17 protein-coding genes are annotated in these 22,654 nt (G+C 60.1%); all 17 read right to left on the bottom strand.

Translation table 11 applies throughout. The features are described from left to right. Positions 1-4: 4 nt before the first annotated feature. Positions 5-1,822 carry a Penicillin-binding protein dimerization domain-containing protein gene (locus tag DESPR_RS03385; protein WP_015723410.1) on the bottom strand — a complete coding sequence of 606 codons (1,818 nt, stop codon included), beginning with the start codon at positions 1,820-1,822 and terminating at the stop codon, positions 5-7. Positions 1,823-1,829: 7 nt separating this feature from the next. Next, entirely contained in the window at positions 1,830-2,192 is a 363-nt protein-coding gene (locus DESPR_RS03380; protein ID WP_015723409.1) for a hypothetical protein, read from the bottom strand. Continuing rightward, positions 2,189-3,145, bottom strand: a complete 957-nt coding sequence (rsmH, locus tag DESPR_RS03375) for a 16S rRNA (cytosine(1402)-N(4))-methyltransferase RsmH (RefSeq protein ID WP_043769617.1) — start codon at positions 3,143-3,145, stop codon at positions 2,189-2,191. The genes DESPR_RS03380 and rsmH overlap by 4 nt, the downstream gene beginning before the upstream one ends. 13 nt (positions 3,146-3,158) lie before the next feature. Further along, a complete protein-coding gene (gene mraZ / locus DESPR_RS03370; protein ID WP_015723407.1) occupies positions 3,159-3,611 on the bottom strand; it encodes a division/cell wall cluster transcriptional repressor MraZ in 453 nt (150 codons plus the stop codon). Positions 3,612-4,039: 428 nt separating this feature from the next. Next, entirely contained in the window at positions 4,040-5,164 is a 1,125-nt protein-coding gene (locus tag DESPR_RS17025) for a tetratricopeptide repeat protein (protein WP_015723406.1), read from the bottom strand. Continuing rightward, positions 5,161-8,625, bottom strand: a complete 3,465-nt coding sequence (locus tag DESPR_RS18310) for a hypothetical protein (RefSeq protein ID WP_015723405.1) — start codon at positions 8,623-8,625, stop codon at positions 5,161-5,163. The genes DESPR_RS17025 and DESPR_RS18310 overlap by 4 nt, the downstream gene beginning before the upstream one ends. Before the next feature lie 78 nt (positions 8,626-8,703). Further along, positions 8,704-11,067 (bottom strand): hypothetical protein, encoded by a 2,364-nt coding sequence (locus tag DESPR_RS03355; protein ID WP_169701518.1) that lies wholly within the window; start codon positions 11,065-11,067, stop codon positions 8,704-8,706. Between the two features lie 39 nt (positions 11,068-11,106). Continuing rightward, entirely contained in the window at positions 11,107-12,924 is a 1,818-nt protein-coding gene (locus DESPR_RS17020; protein WP_015723404.1) for an FtsX-like permease family protein, read from the bottom strand. Next, positions 12,921-13,691, bottom strand: a complete 771-nt coding sequence (locus DESPR_RS03340) for an ABC transporter ATP-binding protein (protein WP_015723403.1) — start codon at positions 13,689-13,691, stop codon at positions 12,921-12,923. The genes DESPR_RS17020 and DESPR_RS03340 overlap by 4 nt, the downstream gene beginning before the upstream one ends. Positions 13,692-13,695: 4 nt before the next feature. Further along, the gene (locus tag DESPR_RS03335; protein ID WP_015723402.1) at positions 13,696-15,921 is read right to left on the bottom strand and encodes a vWA domain-containing protein; all 2,226 of its coding nucleotides are present in this window, start codon (positions 15,919-15,921) and stop codon (positions 13,696-13,698) included. Between the two features lie 13 nt (positions 15,922-15,934). Further along, positions 15,935-16,978: a S41 family peptidase gene (locus tag DESPR_RS03330; protein ID WP_015723401.1), complete on the bottom strand. Its 1,044-nt coding sequence runs from the start codon at positions 16,976-16,978 to the stop codon at positions 15,935-15,937. A gap of 213 nt (positions 16,979-17,191) precedes the next feature. Then, on the bottom strand, positions 17,192-17,686 hold the full coding sequence (locus tag DESPR_RS03325; RefSeq protein WP_015723400.1) for a hypothetical protein: 495 nt from the start codon (positions 17,684-17,686) through the stop codon (positions 17,192-17,194). Positions 17,687-17,702: 16 nt separating this feature from the next. Further along, positions 17,703-18,371 carry a glycine zipper 2TM domain-containing protein gene (locus DESPR_RS17015; protein ID WP_015723399.1) on the bottom strand — a complete coding sequence of 223 codons (669 nt, stop codon included), beginning with the start codon at positions 18,369-18,371 and terminating at the stop codon, positions 17,703-17,705. A gap of 60 nt (positions 18,372-18,431) precedes the next feature. After that, on the bottom strand, positions 18,432-20,000 hold the full coding sequence (locus tag DESPR_RS03315) for a formylglycine-generating enzyme family protein (protein ID WP_425513483.1): 1,569 nt from the start codon (positions 19,998-20,000) through the stop codon (positions 18,432-18,434). A gap of 364 nt (positions 20,001-20,364) precedes the next feature. Beyond that, the gene (gene ruvB / locus DESPR_RS03310) at positions 20,365-21,432 is read right to left on the bottom strand and encodes a Holliday junction branch migration DNA helicase RuvB (RefSeq protein ID WP_015723397.1); all 1,068 of its coding nucleotides are present in this window, start codon (positions 21,430-21,432) and stop codon (positions 20,365-20,367) included. Positions 21,433-21,465: 33 nt separating this feature from the next. Beyond that, positions 21,466-22,092, bottom strand: coding sequence for a Holliday junction branch migration protein RuvA (gene ruvA, locus DESPR_RS03305; protein WP_015723396.1), 627 nt, complete (start codon positions 22,090-22,092; stop codon positions 21,466-21,468). A 52-nt stretch (positions 22,093-22,144) separates the two neighbouring features. Continuing rightward, a complete protein-coding gene (gene ruvC, locus DESPR_RS03300) occupies positions 22,145-22,633 on the bottom strand; it encodes a crossover junction endodeoxyribonuclease RuvC (RefSeq protein WP_015723395.1) in 489 nt (162 codons plus the stop codon). Positions 22,634-22,654 lie beyond the last annotated feature (21 nt).

Below are 22,654 nucleotides of genomic sequence, written 5' to 3'. Positions count from 1 at the left end.
CCGACTATTTGGAGTCCAGGGTCAGAATACATTCGTCCACCCCAGTCAGAGGTTGTCCTGGAAGAGGATACTGGGCGATGATCCGTCCACTGCCGTTGACCCTCACCGTCATCTTGTATTTGTCGATCTGCTGCAATCCTTTGCGCAGGCTCATGCCCCGCAATTGCGGCATGCGAGGAATCGGTTCGTTGGCTTTTCCTGGCGCATTTCTGAAATTAAGACGTTTGCTGATGAAAAACTGGCGAAGATTTTCCTCGCTTTTTTCCGGAGGTTTTTCCGGCAAGGCATCTGGCGGCGGCACCTTGGCCAAAGCCGCGAGCAGCTCCTTACCCATGAGTTCCAACACCCCATTTTCATTGTCTTTCCGCTGCGCCACAGGCAGCAGGTGATCCTGCTCGACGGCCATCAACAAAAGAAACTTTGGCTGCTTGGCCGGCGCCAGTCCGACGAACAGATCCTGCATGGAATAGCGGCTGTATTGGTCCTTGTCCGGCTGGATTTGCACATGATCCGCAGTAAACACGACCAGATTTTCCTGCTCCAACAGCCAGTTGGCAAACAGTTCCCGGCGAATCTTGACCCCCAGCGCCGGGTCGAGCACATGGATCTTCTCCGTGGCCTCGTTACTGCGGGAGTAGCGTTTCATCGTCGCATGATCGTAGATGGAATCGACCACATAGGGCGTAATTCGCCAACCACCGTTGACCAGGCTCGCCAGGGTCACTCCCACTTGAACACCGGTAACCACCGGTTGCGCGCCGGTCCGCTCCTGCGCTGCCGGTCCGGACTCCCAGTTGCCGAACACCGAACCATACAGCTGGATTTGTTGCTCAAAGGCATCGAGCTGTTCCGGGGTGAACCCATAATCCGGCGCAGCCACGGTGGCCGGCAGTATCCCCGGCCCATCCAGCCCTTCACGCTCGATGGCCGCTGCCCGCGCGAGAAGAGGCCTGATCAGCTCCTTATCGAGCACATGGTTGTAGATCCGGTTGATCCGGTTGCTCTCGTTGGCCTTCCAGAAATAATTGGGGTTGAACGAGGGCTGATTCACGAGCGCGAGGATACGTCCGCTGCTCGGGTCGATCAGCAATCCCATGCCCTTTTCCGACCCTTGCGCGGCAAGATGTTCCCGGAAACGGTTTTCCAGTTGCCTCTGGAGGTCGATGTCCAGAGTGAGCACAATGTCCGTTTCCTTCTGCCCCAGGCTCTCCTCGCCCTGGAAATCGATGTCCGGTATGTTGCTTTTCCGAAATCCACCAGCCTGCAGCACCGTATCGTACTTCCCTTCCACGCCCGCAAGACCGACACCGTCACCCATGAATCCAAGCACATGCGAGGCAGCGGTATGCCCGGGATAAAAACGGGCCTCCGTGGCCTTGCAGGTCACGCCGCGCAATTGGAGGGCGGCGATCTGCTCGGCCTGGCGGGCATCGAGGTCATCGGACAGCACCATGGAATACTGCGCGGTTTTCAGCCGAAGCTCGATATTCTCCACCTTGTCGCCGACCAAGGGGGCCAGCGCTTCAGCGGCCTTACGCCGATCAACCACCTCAACCGGATTGACAATCAACGAAAACAGACGGTACGACACCGCCAGTTCCCTGAATTTTCGATCGTAAACCGTTCCTCTTAAAACAGGTTCAGCGGGCGTTTGGCCCGCTGAGAGAGATGAAATTTTGCCGACAGCAGACTGTATAATCCTGCCGATATCCTGGAGGGAGGGGGGGTATCTATACAGAACAATTCCAGCCGCTGTCAGCAAAATAACAAAAAAGGGGATGAGCCATCGTCTTTTTTTCTTTGATCGCAGGGTTTTCGCCATCGTCCGCCTACATCCGACGCACCTGTCCCTTTTCAGGCTCAAACAGATTCAATTTCGTTCCGGCCAAGGCAACAATTTGTTTCTTGGAGGCCAACTGGGCTCGAAAGGCCAGCAATCGGACATTTTCGTTATAGATTTTAGTGTTTACACTTCGGAGTTGTTCCGCCTGTACTCGCATATCCATCATTTGCCCATAAAAGAACTGGGTAATGACCAACCCCGCCACTAACCCGGCAATGACCATGATAGCAAGATATTTCCGCACCCCACCCGACAATGGAACACTCCAGCGAGATTTCACCTGACGATCTTCCCTCAGAGCAGCCTGCTGGCGAGGCCTGTAGGTGCGCACACTCACGTTTGGCGTCATGTCCTGTCCTCCTTTTGAACCTCTTTCGATCCCCTGCTACACATCGCATCTCGGCCGGATTTACCCCGTCTCGCCACCCGAAGCTTGGCGCTTCTGGCTCTGGGATTGCGCCGTATTTCCTCGGCAGACGGCTCTACCGGCCGCCTGGTCACGACCTCATAGGCTGGATTGTTCTGAAAAGCCTGCTTGACAATCCGATCTTCCAGCGAATGAAAGGTAATGATACATACCCGTGCCCCTTCAGCCAGGACCTGTGGAGCCGTCTGCAATAATCGGGTGAGATTGTTCAACTCACCGTTGACCGCAATCCGCAAGGCCTGAAACACCTTGGTCGCCACATGCACCTTGGCTGGATGGTATTTCCGGGGCACCGCCTCGGCAACAATTGCCGCCAGCCTTCCGGTGGTGGCCACCGGCTCCTTTTCTCTCGCCTCGGCAAGAAATCGGGCAATCCGCCTGGCCTGACGCTCTTCTCCGTAATGGTAAAAAATATCCGCCAACTGCTCTTCGCTCGCCTGGGCGATCAAGCTGGCAGCGGTGAGCGGCGACCGCCGGTCCATGCGCATATCGAGCACGCTGTCGGTCCGAAAGCTGAATCCTCGTTCCGCCCGATCCAGTTGCAAGGATGACACGCCCAAATCCACCAGCAATCCTTCGATTTCAACGACGCCCAACTTTGCCAGCTCGGGCACCAAATCGCCATACGAGCCGTGAACAATCGACAATCGATCGCCATAACCGGACAATCGTTGCCTGGCGGCTTGCGCGGCATCGTCGTCCCACTCAAAGCCGACCACCCGCCCGCTTGGCGCTGTCTGCTCCAGGATCGCCTGTGCATGCCCACCGAGCCCCAACGTGCCATCGACATAAAGTGCATTGGGCCGCGGCTGAAGCCAATGGAGCACTTCATCGAGCATGACTGGAACGTGCAGAACAGCGGGGTCTTGCGACATGCGGAACAGCGACTTACAAGATACCCAACGCGGACAGGCCGGCGCTAAAATCGCCAAAGGTCTCGCGGGTATGGCGAGTTTCCTCCTCCCACGCCTTCTTGTCCCAAATTTCAAAGTGTTGCAACATTCCGACCACCACCACGTCCTTTTCAATCCCAAGGCCGGAGCGAAGGGCGGGCGGCAGAAGAATACGTCCTTGCTTATCCAAAGGGCACTCACTGACTCCAGCAATCAGATAACGAACAAACCTACTGAAATCGGGTTGATTTTTTCCCTGAGCCAGGAGCGTTTCCTCGAGAGCCTCCCACTCGGCCACCGGATAGGCGCGCAAACAATTCTGCCAGTGGGTGATGATCAACATTTCGGAGTTGTACTGCTCCCGCAGCACGTCACGAAACCGGGTCGGAATGTTCAACCGCCCTTTCGGATCAAGGCTATGTTCCGAATGACTCCGAAATCGTTGCACCGCTCTCCTTGATCGTCACGTGGGGCCAAGCTCCACGATTATTCCATTTTCAACCGCTTTAAACCACTTTTCACCACCTTTGCTTCATTAGTATACGAACCTCTCCCGGGAGTCAAGAAAAAATATTGGCGGAAAAAGCCGAGGACCAACGAAAATCGGGAAAGGAGGAAATGACTAATTTTTTATTCCATGTTAATTAGTTACACAACAAGACTCGGCAGGGAAATGTCCTTGCGACGTTCCACTGTCGCCAACCGGGGAGGCACCGACCTTGGATATTGGTGCGGCAAAAAAAAACGCCGGTCATCGCATGGGATGACCGGCGGTCGATGGAACGCACCCCCTGCAACCGATGGCTCGATCAAGAGTGTACAGGCAGCGAAAAAAACGCCTCCCCAAGGGAAGAGGCGGGATGATGAAGATGCTACCTATTCTGGCAAAGGGCGAATTTTCCCTTGTCCGGAAGCAGCCATTGGCGACGGAAGAGGCAGCGATTTCCAGTGAGATTGTTTCTCTTTGACGGTCTTGGTGAGCGCGGTAACAGCTTGCTGGTGTCCGTCACGGCCGGCGACCGCCCACCATTGCCTGGCCGCATCAACATCCTTGGCCACGCCCCTTCCCTCGGCGAGCAACACGCCCAGGTTGTATGCGGCCGCCCTGTTGCCACGTTCGGCCGCACACTCGAGCCATTCCCGACCCAATCGATCCTCCTGGGCTCCACCGTTCCCCGTAAGGTAGCCTACGGCGAGATTGACCATTGCCTCGACATTACCGAGAAGAGCCCCTTTCCGATACCAGGTGCGTGCCTGTTGTTCATCTCTGGCCGCTCCCTGCCCCTTGTCCCACATCACCCCTGCATTCCGGGCACTGTCGCCATGTCCTTTTTCTCCGGCAAGACTGAACCATTTGAGCGCCTGGACAGGATCCCGCCCCGCGCCGTGTCCCTGATAAAAGCAGCTACCCATGCCAAACATTGCCTCTACGTGGCCCTGTTGCGCCGCTTTTGAGAACCATTCAAAAGCTTTGGCATAATCCTTGTCAACGCCTTGGCCGCGATAGTAGAGCAAGCCCAAACCATTCATGGCATCGGCGTTGCCCTTTGCCGCCAACCCGCTCAACACCTTCAGCTTCTGCTCGGCGGTCATCCCCTTGGCCTGCTTGGAAGCCGCGTCCAACAGGACCACCGCTTGGTTCTGCTGCAACTGCCACTCTGCGGAGTGGGTTGCGGTGCCGGACTCGGCCGGGGCATCGCCCGATGCCCCCTGTTTGTCGACCACGGCGAGGTCCTCGTCAGGCGTCGCTGCAAACGGACTACGCTCCAGCAACGACGGTACGGCCGGCATTTCAACGGATTTTCGCATCTCTTCGATCTCGATCCGTGGCGCCGCCGCCTGTTGGGTCTCCAGCGGTACCGTCTTAAGCAAGGACGCATCAGGGACCTCAAAGGGCTCGTTACTTCCCGTTGCCTGACCGCTCAGCACAAACAGACAAACAACCAGCACGCCCGTCGCACAGTACCCCCACTTCCATGACAGACCTTTTTCCGTGATCATTGTTTCCCTCCTTCGGTCACCGGCACGGCTGACCAAACAAACCCCTTGCGGCCATCGAGGAGCAAATTGCCGCTCACCCGGTTCTGGACAAGTGTTCCCACCAACCGTGTTTCCTTGGCCAAACTCTCTGGAGCCAAGGTCGCGGGGTACCATTTGCCCTTGTCCAGGCGGAACGTCCACAACGAGCTCGTTTGCATCATTGCGGTGATTTCTCCACTTTCGGGATCGATCACCCCCTGAAACTCGCCCGAGAGGACATGTTTTCGTTTCTCGCCGTCCTTGTGTTCTCCTCGGAAGGAACCGGACACGACTTTGTCTTTCAAGGAGATATCGAGTTTGATCGAACCGTCAAACCCCTCTTCCGCACCAAAGGGTCCGGCCCAAGACGTCCCGGACGCCGCGGCCTGCTGCACCGATTCCTGCTGCTTCTTTTTCTCGTCGCGTGCCTGCTTGGCAGCCTGTTCCTTGGTTTGAATAGCCTCCTCGGTCATATAGAAGTGTATATAGGTTTTGGTATAGGTGGCATCGCGATCGAGTTTTTGGGCCGGCATCCATTGAAATTTGCCGCGATCATGGATGCCGTAACGGTGGGTGCCAAAGGTGTCGCGGCCTTCGCGATCAAGAGTGTAATAGAGATGCGCCCTGTAGGTCGGCGTTTCCTTGTCGGCTGCATACAGTTTAAAGGGGCCGACTCGCAGTTCGTCTTTTTGAATTTCCTGGCCGGAACGCGGATCCGTGCTGCGGGTATCGATACTCAACTGCTCGATCATCTTGCCGTCGGCGGAAAAACGCAGGCTACCCTTGCCCTCGACCAGGTAATCGTTGAGGGTGTACTTCACGGGAAAAGTGATCTCCGCTGCCGGCGAAACCGTGGCCTTGAAACTCTGCAACGGCGTGTCGATGACTAGATTGGGGGTGGTTTTCATGATCTCCCATACCTCGCCGGTCAATGGCGCTGCGGTGGCGCTGACCTCCACCTCGACGGGAGCGGTTTCGCTCCGTTCAAAGCCTCGGGACAGCGTGGCGACGGCAGCGCCCGGCACGTCCCCCCTGATGTCCGCCACCAGGGTCGCGGTCACCGGATACAGACCGGCCGCCCCGGGGCTGGCGGTCAGCCATTCGTGCGGGGTGGCCCCTTGCCGCCCTTTGCACGAGAAGCGATAGGAAAGCCGCACCTTGCTTGCCTGGCCCGTGAGCTGCGCCAGGATCTGTTCGATTTCGGCGGCCACCGTGCCCATGGAACTCTTGCCCGGCCCGACCAGGGCCAAGCGAACGAGGGACCGTTGGCCTTCTCCCTTGATCGCGACTGGCGATGGATCGACCTGCAGGGTCAAGGGCGCAAAGCGCAGATAGGCCACCAGGGCGGCATATCGGTTCCAGAGTTCGACACGTCGCTGCTCCTCGGCGGCAATCCTCTTGTTCGCCTCCTCGACCGCGGCCAGCTCCTCCTTGGTGGGAACGGCTTCCTGCTGCCGGGCACGGGCCTGCTGAAACAGCTCCTTCAATGGCCCGGTCTCCCCCTCTTCCCACTCATTAAGGGCGGCCAGCGCCTTTTGTGAATCAATACCGGCATTGAGCAGTTTGCGGAACATCTCGACCCTGCTTTCCGTTTCGCGCCCCTTGGCATAGGCGTCGAGATCTGCTTCCTTCAATTCACCTTCAGCCCAGGCCTCGACCGTCCGGCTTGGCGCGGTGACCAGATACTTGCCGCTCTCATAGGCACCCCGAACGATCCCCTCGCCCACGGCCTGGGCACGTTCGCCAAGGGTGTCATCGGCCGTGAAGGTATTCACCACCAGCTGGGGCGGCTTGATTGTCTTGCCAGCGGCTGCCAGGGCGGCAGCCTTGTCCTCGAGTTTTTCCAGGTTACCCGCCAGCATGGCCGAGGCCACATACTGGCGCGCCTCGGCTGGCGCCAATCCCGCTTTACGCAATGCAATTTCCCAAGCATTGAGATAGGCAGCCATGTTCTCGCGATTGGCCTGCTCGATGGCCGACTTGGCGGCACTGTAATCCGCCTTGCTCTGGGAGGCGTGCTCGACCGTGCCGATGGCGCCGCCGGTTACGTACTGATCGACCACCTTGGTGGCCGCCTCCTTAAGAGGGATCTTACCCTCGACATAGTCTTCGATCGTCTGGCAGGTCTGGCCGATATCAACGATGTTCATCAGTGCGCCAAAGGCCTTGACCGCCTTGCCCCGTCCGGAAACCCCACGCAGATCGTCAAGTGCGGCCAGTTCGGCCTCGGCGGAACCAGTTCCGCTGGCATTTTTTTTGGAGCCAGTTTTTGCCGTTGTCGCGCTTCCCTTGCCGCCGCTGACAGCCTCATTGGCAGCGCGGGTAGCTTGCATCTTGGTCACCGAATCGACAATTTCTTCCTCGATCGCGGTTCGTTTCGGATCGTTGGCCGGCAGCGCCGCCGCCTTTTCCCGCAGGGCGACGATCTCCTGTTTGGCCGTGTTCAAGGCCTTTTCCTCGGCGGCATTGAAAATATCCTCGCTGGCGCGGCGCAGCTGCTCGGCATCGGTGGCGCTGCCCACCTGAATCGTTCCCTCCTTGATCCCCCGCAGTCGTTCACGAAAGGCCGCGGGATTCTCCTCGATGCCATGTTGTTGTAGAATTCTGTTGACCGTTTCCTCGTCGAGGTTGGCCATCTCCAGTGTTTTGACCGTGCCCTTGGCCAGCTTCTGCGCCTTCTCTGGCGACTTTTTCAGTCCGGCGCCGTCGGTTTTCAAGCCCGCGGTCGCCTTTTTCCGGTGGTCCTGAATTTCCACGTAATCGGTTCCCGCCTGTTTGCGGTCGATCTTGCCGTCCGCGGAGCGGCTCTTCATGCTCTCGGACACATAGGTTTCCGGATTGCGGGCATCCACCTCGGCCTTGATCCGATGGAACTCCGAACCAGCCCGTGGACGGGCGCCGTCCTTGTTGATGGTCAGCTCGAAGTCGTCGCCGATCTCCAGGGTGCCGGCGCTCTCCTTGACGGTCGCGGCCTGGTCTATGCCCATTTCCTTGAGCACCTCCTTAACCTTGTGGACCGTTCGCTCTCCGCCGCCCATGTCGCGGTCGCCGGCCATGCCGCGATGACCGGCCTCGCCGAATTTGGTTCCCGCAGTATCGACGAGCTGGCCGCTGGCCGCCTCCTTGCCGCCGCGCACCCGTGCGTTGGCCTCATTGACCAGTACATTTTGCACCTGATCACGCTTGGCCGCCAAAATCAGCGATCGATCATGGTGCCGTTGCAGTTCGATGCGGCGCAATGCGCCCTTCCGCGCCTCGGGCACGGCCAGTTGTTCGATTTCCGTCAACCGCCGCTGATGCGCGGCCTGTTCGCCCTGCCATTGAAGCCGGGTTTCCGTCCACAGCTCTCCCGCAGCCCACAACTCCTTTTCACTGTACAGGACGCCGGCAACAGAGGGGGAGCACCACATCAAAACCGCAAGCACGCCAACCAGCAAATACATATCGATGTCTCCTTTTCTCCAGAACGTCGACAAATTCATTCCAGCCGCCTTCGACAGCCGCGAGGCTGCCGTGGTCGCTCACTGCGCCGGCGCGGGCGTCGTCCCTTGCCCAGGCTGAGATGGCGGCGGAAAAAACATCGCGGTCACATCCTTGGTGTTGATGAACACCTTGCCTTCTCCATCGATCCGCGCCTCAATTCGATCCACCGTCTTTCCTTGTTCCTGCCGACGGTCAGCCAGCGCGGTCAGGGTGGCCAGCACTTTCTCCGTTTCCGGGTCAGCGCTCAAACTGCGGACTATCCGCACGAATTCATCAGGCTGTTCAACCGCGGCCGTAAGAGTTCCGGTCGAAAAGTACTTGGCCTTCTGGTCCACCGTGGCCAGGAGCCCCAAGGTAAAACGGGCGGAAGGAAAGGCGATGAATGAATCGGTCAACGACAGGGTCAATCCGCTTGTCAGCAGGGCGTTCATACCATTCATCATGATCTGCCCCTGGACCTGCTGCATGTTTCCCGCAGCCAGTGCGCTCGGGTCATTGATCAGATTGAGCAGGGAGGGGATCTTGTTCAATTCCAGCCGCAGGCGGGCCGATTCGGGAACATTGCCGGCCTCCTGCGCGATACCCTTGAGCTCGGAAAACTCGCCTAGCGCCTGGAGAAGACCGCCTTCCCCGGTCCCGGCTTTGAACGTGCCGCGCACGGTGGCCTGGCCAAGGGTCACCGGCGAGGGTTGGGCGTTGACCAGCCTCAGGTCGCTGATGTTGACTTCGCAGCCATAGCCGTCGATCAAGCCGAGGAGCTTGCGGGCAACGGTCAGGCCATGCTTGGCGAGGAGTGCGTTGGCCTGCTCGGCCTTTCCCTGCTCCACGCCATCGATGGGGACGAAGAGATTGGACACCAGGCCAGGGGGGATCGGATGCAGGCTGCCCTCGCCGGTCAGTGCGATCCTTCCCAGCGAAAGCGAAACCGGCTGCGGCTTTTCCGGCGTTTGGGTTTCGGCAAATTGCAGCGCCGAGCCGTCGCTCTTGGAGGTGTAAACCATTTTGCCGGTACCGCCTTCCTTGTGCAGCGTGGCGGCGAGGTTGACCGTGTCCAGGCTGAAGGTGCTTTGTTTGGAGGTGACGCGAATATCCTTGATGGCCATGGAACTGGCGGAGGCGTTCAACAGCCGCAGGTATTCCTCGATATTGGCGAACAACTCCTTGATTTCGGGCAGCGCCATCTGCTCCGTTCGCCCCATGGCCTGCTGGATCCGCTGCCGCAGCTCCGCGAATCGGGCCTGATCGTTCCCTTGGGCATCGGCCTGGAACGCCAGGTGGTCCACCGCCACTTCAGCACCGTTGTCCACGAATGACAACTTGCCCATCTCTCCTCGCAGGTTTTCGCTCCAACTGCCCCCTTCTCCCTGAGTGCTGCCTCCGGCTAACATCAGGTTGGCAAGCGACAGCCTCCCGGTCTTGGCCACATCCTCGAGAATCAGGTTTCCCAGTTGCATCTCGATCCGATCAAAATTGGCCAGGGAACGATTCCAGACACCGGCTATTTCCTGGCGGCCAATGGACAGCTCGGCAACGGTTTTTCCGGATTCAACCAGAGGCGCCTTATCGGGCAGGCGCATGGTCACCGTCAAGGTTTCGCCTCCTTTGGGCTGAAACCGCAGGACGACCGGCCCGAGCTCCACGGCTTCCTGGTCCCCCAGCAACAGGGTGCACGGATCCAGACGGACCTCATGCTGCCCCGCAACCTGGACGACACGATAGTCGCGGTTTGTCCGCAGACTGAAATCCTGTTGCTGACCGGCGGCGGGAAAGAGACCGAGCAACCAGTCGGTGAAGGCGTAGATCAGCGCTTCCTCCGGCGTGCCGGCGACCCGCTCGACTGTTGCCCTTGGTCCCACGGCAGGGCCCTCCTCCGTTTTTACGCTGGCTGGGGCGTCCCCCTCGCCTTGTCCCGGTACCGCTTGACCAACCGTCGCTTGCGCCGCCCCCTGTTCAGGAAGAACATCGGCCGGGGCCGCCTGGGCGGGAATCGGCCCCGCCGATGCGGGGACGTTGGCCTGCGCGGCCGAAGCCGGGGCCTGTTGAGGCGACGCCGGTGGAACCGTGGCGGCCTTAGCCGTCTTCTCGGCCTGGATCACCAATTGCTCCACCAGACTCTCCAGCCGGGGGTTGGGGTGCAGGGCAAGACTCTCACGGTATTTACCAATGGCCTCGGTCAGTTGCCCCTGCAGCTGCAACCGTGCCCCTTCAAGCTGGAGCTGTCTGGCTACCGCCGCCGCATCGTGGGAATGTTCGGACACAACCGCTGGATCGGCTCCAACCGCTTCAGGGATCACCCCAAAGGTCAGACAGCCCGCCAGGAGCACCAGAATCAAACCTAACAGAATTGTGTCGCGCTTCCTGTTGGCTCCACTGATAGGCTGTTGCATTCGTCGATTTTTCACGCGCCTTCCTCCGTTTTGGTTATCTCTCAAGGGGTCTCCTTATTCATCCCGCAGGGCCTCGGCCGGATCGAGACGAGTTGCCCGCAGGGCGGCAACGGTCGCGGCCAGGACGCTCAGGCCCCAAACACCCGCGGTCAGCAGAAGAAAATGCACGGGAGACAAAGCGCACAGTGATTCCGCTGCCTGCAGGTGTTCCCGAAACAGATGATTGATCAGCCTGGCAACCACGGCAAACAGCGCCGCGGCCAGGAGCAGGGCACCGCTCGACAGCATCAGCCCTTGCGCTATCGGAAACAGGAGCAGTTCCCGTTTCAGCAGACCAAGCAGCCGCAACACATTGAGCTCCTTCTTTTTCCGCTCCACAGACGCGTACAGGCTGGCGGTCAGGGCGGAGATGCCGCCGACAACGCCCACCGAAGCGATCAACCAAAAAATCAGGGTGGTGTACTGGTCGAGCCGGCGGACCTCCCCTATCCGCTCCCGTTCGGTATGCACGGCGATACCTTCGTTTTCCAGCCGCCGCTGAACCGTTGCCACCGCATCGATGGTCGTCGCGTAGAGGCGGAATCCCGCATAGCCCTGTCGGGAAAGCAACAGGGCATCCGCCTGCGCATCGTAATGGACATTTCTCCAGCGCAGTAAGTTGAGCTGCCCGGCAAAGACTGCCGATGCTTCCGCCACCGCCGGTGCTCCTCCACCCTTGCGGAGGAGCACCGGCAGCCGCAGTTCCCGATCCAGCGTCCGCACCACCAAGGTCGCGGGTCCATCGGCAAGGGGAATGTCCTGGGAAACAATCAGGGTGCGTGGCTCGCCGCCCCGTGCCGAGGCTTCCGTCCCTTTTGCCGGCACGCCGGTCACGGCCCAGTTTTCATCGCCACGCACTTGAAGTCGGACCGAGACCGGCGAGGTCGATTCCGTCCCGTGAAGAACGACCTCAAGCGGCTCAATCCACGGAACAACGATCGCCCCCTTGCCCCGCAGCTTGTTGCTCACCGCCTGGAGATTGGCCTCTGTCGCCGACCGCTGTTTGACCGTAAGGGTATAGAGGGACCAGTGCGGCCGGGAAGCGTGCCCAAGGACACGTGCCGCCTCTTCCGTGCCGAGAGCCTTTACCTGGGCAAAACCGGTGTTGTTGATCAGCAGTACTTCTTCCAGCTTGCTCAAGGGTTCGGGAGTCAGCACCATCGCGCCGTCAAACACCGGATAGGCGGTCGGCAGCTCTCCCTGCCACCCGTAGGCGGGCACGGCTCTACCATCCTTGTAATCCTCAACCGCCTCGATAACCTCCAGGGGAACATAGGCCACTCGCAGACCGGTGGCCCGTTCCTCGAGAATGCCCGCCACCCGGATCGCGAAACCTCCCTGTTCGTATCGGCCCTGAACGATTCGCTGGGTACTGAAGATCAGTTGTCCGCCGACCGACACCTCGAGGGCGCGGGCCGCCGATTCGGTGAGCACGCAGGATCCGGTCTCCGGCACGGCCACCCCGTTCTCCACCAGCAGCGGATCGCCGGGCGCGGTGGCCAGCAGCGACAACGGTTCCCGGCGTTCGCCATTGGCGCTCGTCGCGATGATCGACGCAGCGATCTGCCGGGTCATCGGCACCACAAAGGCGACCTCGGGGCTGGTCGCACGCAGGTGGGCAAACCATTCCCGGCTGAAGGATTGAGTGGTCAGCGGCCTGATCTCCCGATTCTTTGGATCTTCAACCAGTCGATTGCGCAGCGTCTCGATGGTTCCGAACTGCAACCCGAAGAGGATCAGCAATGGCGCGATGATCGACGCGATGGCCAACACCAGGCAGGCGCTCAGCAGCCGATCGTGGACGATGTCCCTGAAGGCCAGCCGCAGAATCACGCGGCCCCCCCCACAAGGTTTTCCGCCTCGGCCGTTTCTGCGCCGATCAGCGCGGTGGACAGGGTTTCGGTACGACCGATACGCGTCACCGCAAAACGCACCCGGCTGTCGGCGATGTCCGCGACCAGGCTGCGATCATGGGTTACCATGATGACCGCTGTTCCCATTTGCCGCGCCAAGCCGTGCAATTCATCGCGGATATCGAGCGCGGTCGGATAATCGACCGCGGCTGTCGGCTCATCGGCGAGAATGATCATCGGCCGGTGGATCAGTGCCCTGGCCACAGCCACCCGCTGACGTTGCCCACCGGAAAGATACTGCGGCTTCTTGTCAAGCTGATCTCCAAGACCCAGGACGTCAATGAGGGCAATGAACTCTGCCTGGGTGACCTTGATGCCGCTGATCTGGGCGGTGAGCAGGATGTTTTCGCGCACGCTGAGAAAAGAGAGCAGGCCGCCGCTCTGAAGGACGTAACCGATTGTCGACCGCCGGATGCGCGCGGCCCGATTCTCGGCCAAGCCGAGAACGGCACATTCCTCGACCTTGCCGCCGCGCACCATCCGCAGGCTGAAATGGCCGGCCCTGGTCGGTTCGAGCACCAGGGCCAGCATGTCCAACAGGGTCGATTTGCCGCATCCCGAGGCGCCAACCACCGAACAGAACTCACCCCGGCGAATCTCCAGGTGCGGAATGCGCAGGGTGAAGGTCACGCCGCCCTTGCTGCGGACCTTTTCCACTTCGCGGAGCGTGTAGACGATGTCCCCCATTGGGTCAGGGCAGCAGTTCCAGGCTGATCGGATAGACGTACTCGCTGGGATCATCGCTCTTGTTGAGCCGTACCCAGCCTTCCGGTCCGTCATGGATGGTTTCATAGGCCATGATCCGCGCTTCCAGATCGGCGAGGAACATATCCTGCTCGTCCACCGACCAGCTGCTCCAGAGCTCGTTGTTCATGTCCATGATGCGGCTCTTGTAGGGCAGGCCGGAGAGGAATTCCGGGATCAGACCGCTCTGCGACAGGGATGAGGCCCGCTTGATCATCTCCGGGTCGCGGGCCGTAGTGGCGGCTGCGGCCTGCAGGGAGGAAAAGAAATCCTCGCCGCTGATCTGGCCCTTGCGCCCGGCGGCCAGGATCGTTTTCAGGGTTTCCCGCAGGCTATCGAGCTGCCGTTTGTTGATCAAGAGCCGCACTTCCAGGGATTGGATATCGGTGGTGAGCAGGTCCTTGTCGGTGACCCAGGCGACAACATCGCGTGGGGCCTGTGCCCCTGCCTGGGATCCGATCCACTGGACAAAGGCCGCCTTCAGGGCCGCGTTGGCCAGCGACTGGGGGGTGGGTTGCGCGGCCGGCTCCTTGGATGAGGGGGCAGCCTGCCCTTCCTCGAACAGATCCAAGTTGACGCTCTTTTCCGGCGCCGAGGCCGTTGCGGTCTTGGCCGAAGGCGGGGCGTCCCCCCCGTGCTTGCCCGTCTCGCCTTCAGACAGGGTGACGTCAAAATCCGATCCTTTGGTGCTGGCCGCGGCTTTTGCCCCCCCCTTGTCGACGGCAGCGGTCAGGGCCTTGTTCTTCTCCTGGTCGACCTTTTCAAGAAACCCGATGATCGAATCGGTCACGCTCTTGGTCACGTGCTCAAAACCGAGCAAATCCGCTGATGACGTACTGTAGTAGGCCGGTCCGCCCTCCGCGCCCCTATTGGTGCTCAACACCTGGAACTGCTCGGCGGCGGTCGCGTGATATTGTTCCGCCTGGGGATCTTTGATGTGGATGGCGTAGAGGGTAATGTTGCGATCGTTGGCCAGGGAGCGCAGGGTTGCTTGATTTTGTCCGGAGGCATTCCATTTGTGGCCCGCTTCATGGGCCGGGGCGTCGCCAACCAGGATGACGAACCGGATGGCGTTCGGCGTCCAGGCGGTCTCGTCCACCGCGCCGTTCACTCCGGAAAACACATCCTCGGCATATCCTTGCGATCCCGCCGTGCTGACATCCACGGTCTTCAGCGTGCTGACGAACTGATCGATGCTTTGCAGCTGCGGCGTGTAATTCTTGACGTTGTAGCCGATGTCGGGGATGGAGGTGGAATCGCGATAGCCCCAGACACCGAACTTGACCGCCTGGGCAAGCTGGCTATTGGCGGAGATGTGTTTGGAAGCCTCCTCGACCACCTTCAGGGTCTGGGTGATGTAGGGCATCATCGAATTGGTGGTGTCCATGACCCAGACGATGTCAATGGCCAACTTGTCCAGGGTTGCGGGGCTGATGGTCGTACTGTCCTGAACCGCTTCCTGGAGATAATCCTTGTTCGTCCGGATATCCGAGCTTTCCCGGGCTGCGGCGCCTTCTCCGGTCACGGCCGCCAGCTTGAGAATGCGCGCCTCGCGGTTTTCCAGCTGAAGCTCGCCGAATTCAAGAATCGGCAGCAGGTAGAACTCCTTGGTGATGTCGACGGCCTTTTTCGGCTCAATGGTGACCACGGGAAAATCCGGGGCCAAATCGCCCATGGCAATGTCGATATAATATTTTTCCACCGCCTCGGTGCGCTTCTCCTTGGACAGGGCGCTCAGCTTCTCCAGTTCTTCCTTTTTATCGAACATGAGGACCGGGTAGCGGCCTTCAGGATGGGTATAGGAGAGACACATGGTCTGTTTCCACTCAAAAACATCATCCGAGGACATCCAGCCGGTCACCGTGCCCCGGTTGTCGGGGCCGACTTCGTACCAGACACGGGCATCGTGGTCATTGCCCTGTTTGGCGTAGACGAAATAGGACTGAAATGCCGGAACATTCTCCTCGACCGTGCCGCTGTTGCCATCGGGCGCCTTGTAGACCCGAGAAAAGGCCCGCGACAGTACGCGCAGGGGAAGGGATTCCTTGCCTTCGATCTTCAAGGGGGTGCGCTTGCCGTCGGCGCTGCCGGTTTCGGAAAAAACAGCGTGCGGATTCGTCAATGTTCCCAGCAGGAACAGCCCAAGCGCCATGGCCAATGTGTGCAACCTCATGCGGTTCTCCTCCTTAGTCCTGGTTGGTCGTGATGAAATCGAGCAAAGCGGATACAGCCCTTTCCTGGGTGAAATCGCGGACGGCCAGCTCTCGGGGCAGGTCGATGTCCGGCACCAGACCGCGTTCATGGAAAGCCCGGTTGTCCGCCGTGAGCATTTCGGCATAGGTGAGCAGCAGGGCCGAACCGTCGGACAGGGGCAGGAAACGTTGGGCAAGCCCCTTGCCGTAGGAGGTCGAGCCCACCGTGAGCGCGCCAGCGCCGCTTCGCAGAGCAGCCATAAAGGCCTCGGCCGCGCTCGCCGTGCCGCCGTCCTGAATCAGGATCAGCCGCGCCGCTGTCTGCTTTGGCTGTTCGGCAAGGATGGCCCTGGTGCCCTCCCGATCGCGAAGTCGAAACAGCACCGTGCCCGGCTCCACGAAGAGATCGGCGCACTGGCGGGCGCTGATCAGGCTGCCGCCCTGATTGCCGCGCACATCGATAAGCAGGGGCGTGCCGTCGTCCGGCATCTGAGCCAGAAGCGTGCGCAACTGGGTTTCCGTGTCCTTGGTGAAACGGGTTATCTGGATGCTGTTGGCTTGATTCAACGCCGTCCAGGAAACGGACTGGTACCTGGTCCGCTGGCGCCTGAGGGTGACGGTTCGGGCAAGGGCCCGGCCGGTTCGCAGGGTCAGCTGCACCGTTTCCCCTTCCGTGCCGCGAATCAAAGCACCCACCACATACACAGATTTGCCGTAGACCGGCACGCCATCGACCGCGATCAGTTCATCACCCGCCGCAATGCCGCTCTTCTCGGCGAGACCGCCCCTGAAGGGAAAAAGCAGCAGGGTGTCGCGCCGTTTCTGCAGGTCCATCTGCACGCCGAAATAATCGGAACTGGTTGATTGCAGGTAGGCGGCATATTCCGTTGCCGTCAGATAATCGGAATAGTCGTCGACGCTGTGGGCATAGGCCCGCAGAATATCGTCAACCATTTTTCGGGTCGACTGCGGCGCATTCAGGCCGTGGGTTCGAATTGCTTCCATGGCCGAGGCGAGAACGCTCACTTCCTCTGGCATTCCCCCTTGTGCCGCCAGGATTGGACGCGCGCCGCAACCGATCACCAATCCCCAAAAACAGAAAACAACCGCGAGGAACCCCGGGGGCACGCGGTGTTCACGTCCACCATCCACCGGCAAGCGCGTTCTCTTTTTCCAGGAACCGTCGCCGTCTTGCCCGTCTCCGGGGGGACGGGGCGTTCTCAGGTGCAGGAGGTGCACGCGCCGAGCCGTCTACAGTTTCATCAGGTTGGACGCCTCTTTTTCCAGTTGGTCGCGCTTGGCCTTCAACCGCTCCAACTCCAGCCGTTTTTCTTCGGGATCTTCCATGTCGTCGGCAGTTCTGGCGGAAGATTGGAGTGTCTGAAGTTCATGCAAAATCCGTTGCCGCTCCTTTTGCTGGGTGGCGGTAGCGGCCCGTTTTTTCTTGACATCCTTTTCCAGCGAAGCGATGGACGAGGAGAGCTTTTTCAGCTGCCGCTCGAGCGCCGCCTTCTCCTCCAGCTGCGCTGACTGCTCCGCCCGCAGTCCCGAGGTTCGGGCCTCCTCCGATTGATTGGCCTGTTCCACCTGGGTCAGCTGATCCCGTCTGTCGCGCAGCCGCTGTTCATAGGCATCGGGATTGTAACTGAACAGGCCGCCCTGACGGGGATCGGTCGTCTGCCCCGCACACCCGGTCAACAGCGCGCCGATGCACAGCGCGCGCACCATTGTTTGGATTGCTCCCATATCATCCCTCCTCGGATTACACCGACATGCTGGCGGACATGGAGGCCAGCTCTTCGGTTCGATGTTCCAATTCCTTGATATTGCCCTTCAGGGTTTCGATCTCGCTGTCCAACGTCACCGCATAATCGTTCTGGCCGCTTTTTTTAGCTTCCGCTGTCACCGAATTCTGCGCTTCAAGCTCGGTCTTGGCCGAGGCCAGCTCCTTGTTCGCCGCGGCGAGCAGGTTGTCGGCGGTCTTCTTGTTCTCCTTGAGCTTGGCGGTTCGGGCGGTCTTGTCCTTGACCTTTTTCCTCAGCGAGGCCGTCTCTGCCTGCAGGGTGGCTATCTGCCGGGACAAATCCTGATTATAGGCGACAAGCTCCTGGTTCTTTTGCTTGGCTTGGGCGATGCATGCCTCCAGCCACTCTTCTTCCTTGGCGTACTTCTCCTTTTGCCCAGCGACATGATCTCCGTAGGCATACCCGCCCACCCCGCCGACGGCCGCGCCAATGGCCGCACCCAGCAGGGTGGCCTTGGTATCTCCGCCGATGAGTTGTCCCAGCACACCTCCGGCCACCGCGCCGATGGCCGCTCCGGTCCCGGTCCCCTCGACCCTGGTCCGGGTCCCGTCATCCTTGATGTTGGCGCATCCGTTGATCACCAGTGATGTGCACAGCACCATGCCAAGCAATACCTTCCTGTTCATACGCTCTCCTTTTTCTCCGCCGTCTGTGTGGCTTCAACGCGCAATCCCTGAACGAACCGGTCAGCGCTTCTCCTTTGCCCATTCAAACAACTGTTTTTTCCATGTTTCATCGTCGGTCCGCTTGACCTTGAGATATTCGCCGGCATGCCGACGCACCGTTGCCAACAGGTTGATCTGCTGTTCGGCGTTGTGCTTTTTCAAAAACTGGACATAGCGATCAAACCCGTCGTTGACCGCGGTTTCGGAAACCGTGCCAAGCTGGCGAATCGACTCGGTATAGGAGGACATGGCCTGGTCGATATTCTGCCGGATCTCCATCTCGCGCTCCCTGTATTTGTCGACGACTTCGGTCCGCTGCGCACTCTGGGCGGATTGGAGCAGATTTTCCAGAATCGGCAATTTCCTCGCTTCCTTGGAGATGAAAAAGGCCTGTTCGCCGCCGATCTTGACCCAGGAGTAGGCCGAGTCCTGCTCCGCCTGCTTGATGGTGAACTGGATGTCGTTCAGGGAAGCGGCCAGCAGGTCGAGCTCTTGTTGGACTGAAGCGCTCATGGTGCCCGCATCGGCCAAGGCCTTCTTGAGTCGTTGCAGATGCGCGCCGGCATCGGTCCCCGAAACCTGCGCCTTGGCGCTGGTTGAACTGGTGGAGGTCGCCGCCGGCAGCGTTTGCGCCGCCCCCTGACGGTAGATCTCCCAATCCTCGCTCATCTGTGAGCTGACTTGCCGGTTGGGAAAGACCAGCGAGGCCAGCACCGGGCGAAACCCGAGGGTTTCCTTCTTGGCCGGGACAACCGTCTTGTTTTTTGCATCCTGGGCGTAAAATTCCTGCTCCGTGCGCATCGAGGAACGCAGTTGATTGGCATCGGTGAGAAAATGCCCGCCCTTGGCGACATATCCACCGTTGCGTCCTTGATAATACTCGATCTGGTAGAGGGTGCCGGTCATCTCGGCCACATTGCCAAGCATGTCGTGGATCCCCAGGACATTGGGCTTGAGCAGGCCCACCTTTTGCACCTTGTTATGGGACGAGGAGGGCCCGGCGAACCATTCGTATTCAGCCAGCCGCTCGGGAGGGTAAGGCATTTTTCGATCGAATCCGGCGGCGTCCACCTCGCTGCCGCCACGGGCGGCAAACTCCCACTCAAATTCGGTCGGCAGGCGCAGGAAGCCGGGAACTCCGCCATGGATCGGCAGGTCCTTTTGCGCATTGCCATTCAACCACTCATTGTATTTCCTGATGAAGTCCGAGGCCTCGAACCAGGACAGATTCCGTACCGGCAGTTGACTGTTTTCAAATTCCTTGGGCGTCTGAAGCACGGCAAACACCTGATCCTCGGTCACTTCATGCTTGCCGATGAAGTAACACCAATCTTCCGACGCCGATGAACCGACCTTGAAGGCTCCGCCGATCGCCACTCCGGTTGGCGATTCCTTGTAGCCGCCTGCGGGATCGCCGACACGAAACCGCTTCCAGGCGTAGGATCCCCCTCCTTCCCCGATGCAGACCGGCCTAAAGGCCATGGTCCGGCCGCCCGGCATGGGCAGGAGAACATCGTTGGCTGGCGGCCGAGAGCCAGAGGGCTGTTCCGCCGCACCAGAACCTTGCCCGAAAGCAAGCGCGAGGAACAGGGCAACAAAAAATGCGTACCGGAGGAAATGCTGTCGCATGGCGTTTGGCCTCAACAAGAGTTCACAGGACCCCTTCGGCAGGGGGGACAAAGCAGCAAACGGTCGCACCACCAAGCCCTGCCATCCAATTGGGCAGGCGGCAAAGCAGTGTAAGGAAATTAAAGAGGTTTCGATGGTAAAAATCAAGGAAGGGCCTGTCGTTTTTTGTTCGCCGCCGACTAACCGTTTTAAGCGACGACCTTTTTCGAGAGGAAAAAACCTGCCCGTGGTGACGCCGTCAGGCCGGCGAGCGACGCTGCGCACCGCGCGGACCGGACAGCAAGGAGGAAAACGGAGGAAAAAAAGAACGGCGACCGGAGAATGGTCAGGATTTTTTCAACGAAAGATCAAACAGGTTTGGCTGCGGTGTGGCCGGCGGCGCGAGGGGCAGCCGGAAATGCTCGTAGGCGGCGGCGGTGGCCATTCGCCCCCGGGGGGTGCGGACAAGGAAACCGGATTGAATGAGAAACGGCTCGTAGACATCCTCAAGCGTGGTTTTTTCCTCGCAGACGGCGGTGGACAGGGTTTCCAGACCAATGGGGCCGCCCTGGAATTTCTCGATCAGGGTCAAGAGGATTCGTCGATCCATCTCGTCCAGGCCGAGCGGATCGACATTGAGCATGGTCAGGGCCGCGTCGGCCACCTCCCGAGTCACGACCCGGTGCCCCCCCACCTCGGAAAAATCGCGGACCCGACGGAGCAACCGATTGGCGATCCGCGGCGTGCCCCGCGAGCGGCGCCCCAGTTCCATCGCGCCGTCCTCGTCGATTTCGATCCTGAACAGGCGGGCCGTGCGCTGAATGATGGTCACCAGTTGCTCCGGGCTGTAGTACTCCAGTCGGAGCACAACACCGAAGCGATCCCGCAGAGGCGGGGTGAGCAGGCCGGTGCGGGTGGTGGCGCCGACCAGGGTGAAACGCGGCAGGTCCATTTTCACTGACCGTGCCCCCGGCCCCTGGCCGATCACCAGGTCAAGCTGAAAATCCTCCATGGCCGGATAGAGGATCTCCTCGACCACATGGTTGAGACGATGAATTTCATCGATGAACAGGACATCGCCGGCTTGCAGGCTGGTGAGGATGGCGGCCAGGTCGCCGGGTCGCTCGATCACCGGCCCGGAGGTCACCTTGATGCCCGCCCCCATCTCGTTGGCGATGATGTAGGCCAGAGTGGTTTTGCCGAGTCCGGGAAAGCCGTGGAAGAGAACATGATCCAGGGGTTCGCCCCGCTGCAGGGCAGCCTGGATGAACACCCGCAGGCTCTGCTTGACCTGATCCTGGCCGATGTATTCCTCCAATCGCCGCGGCCGAATTTCCGTTCCGATGCCCAGATCCTCCGGATGTTCGCCGCCGGCGACTAATCGCTTGCCGGTCAGGTGCTCCTCACGCTTCATGCCCTCTCCTCAAACCGATCCATCGCTTCCCCGTTATTTTCCGGCAAGCGAGCGCAGGGCCTGGCGAATCAGTTCCTCCACGCGGGGCGCATCCGTTCCCGGCGGCAACTGCTGCTCGACGTTTCGCAACGCCTGCCACGCGATGGCCTGCGGATAGCCGAGATTGATCAGGGCCGAGGCCGCATCGGCCATTACCTGGGAATCGCCCGCTGGAGCAACCAGGGGCGGGGTGCCCTCGATTGCCAGGCCCGCGCCGATTCCGCCAACCTTTTCCCCCAACTCCACGCACAGACGCTGAGCCGTCTTCTTGCCCACGCCGGGCAGGGCGGTCAACTGGGACAAGTCCTTGGCGGTGATTGCCCCACAGAGCGCCTCCACCCCAATGCCGGAAAGGATGGTCTGGGCCAATTTCGGCCCAATGCCGGAAACGGTGATCAGCAGGAGAAACAGGTCCTTTTCTTCTTTCCTGCTGAACCCGTACAGGCTGATCGCGTCTTCCCTGACCACGGTCTGCACCAGGAGAAAACAGGTTCCGCCCACCTCCGGCAGGGCATCATAGGTGCGGACGGAAATACACAGCTCGTATCCGACGCCGTTGACATCAAGGATCGCCATGTTGGGTCCTTTCCACTGAACGAGACCGCTTAAGGAGGCTATCATGGGCAAGCAAGGGAAAACAACGATACGGAAAGGGAAAGGGGCGACATCGGACTCATCCCCCCCCTCCCCGGTTGAAGGCGGCATGGTGCGCATGGCAGATGGCCACGGCCAGAGCGTCGGCTGCATCCTTTGACGGGGTGGCATCCAACTGCAACAGGGTGCGCACCATGTGCTGCACCTGTCCCTTTTCCGCCTGCCCATAGCCGGCAACTGCCTGCTTGACCTTGCGGGCCGGATAATCGAATACCGTCAGCTTGTTGTGCAGGGCCGCCACCACCGCCGCGCCGCGCGCATGGCCGAGTTTGAGGGCCGAACGCGGATTGCGGTCGACAAACATATCCTCCACGGCGGCAACCGACGGTTGATGGAGACTGATCACCTCACAGAGATCCTCAAAGATGGTCAGCAGGCGGCGGGAGAAATCGCTTTCCTCGCCGGTACGAATGGTGCCGCAGGCAACAAAACCGATCTCATGTCCCCTGGCGGCGATCACGCCGTAACCGGTTACCCGCGAGCCGGGATCAATGCCTAGAATGCGCATCCAACCATCAGGGGGCAGACG

Source organism: Desulfobulbus propionicus DSM 2032 (genome assembly GCF_000186885.1).
Lineage (GTDB): Bacteria > Desulfobacterota > Desulfobulbia > Desulfobulbales > Desulfobulbaceae > Desulfobulbus > Desulfobulbus propionicus.
This window is presented reverse-complemented; position numbering and strand designations above follow the sequence as displayed.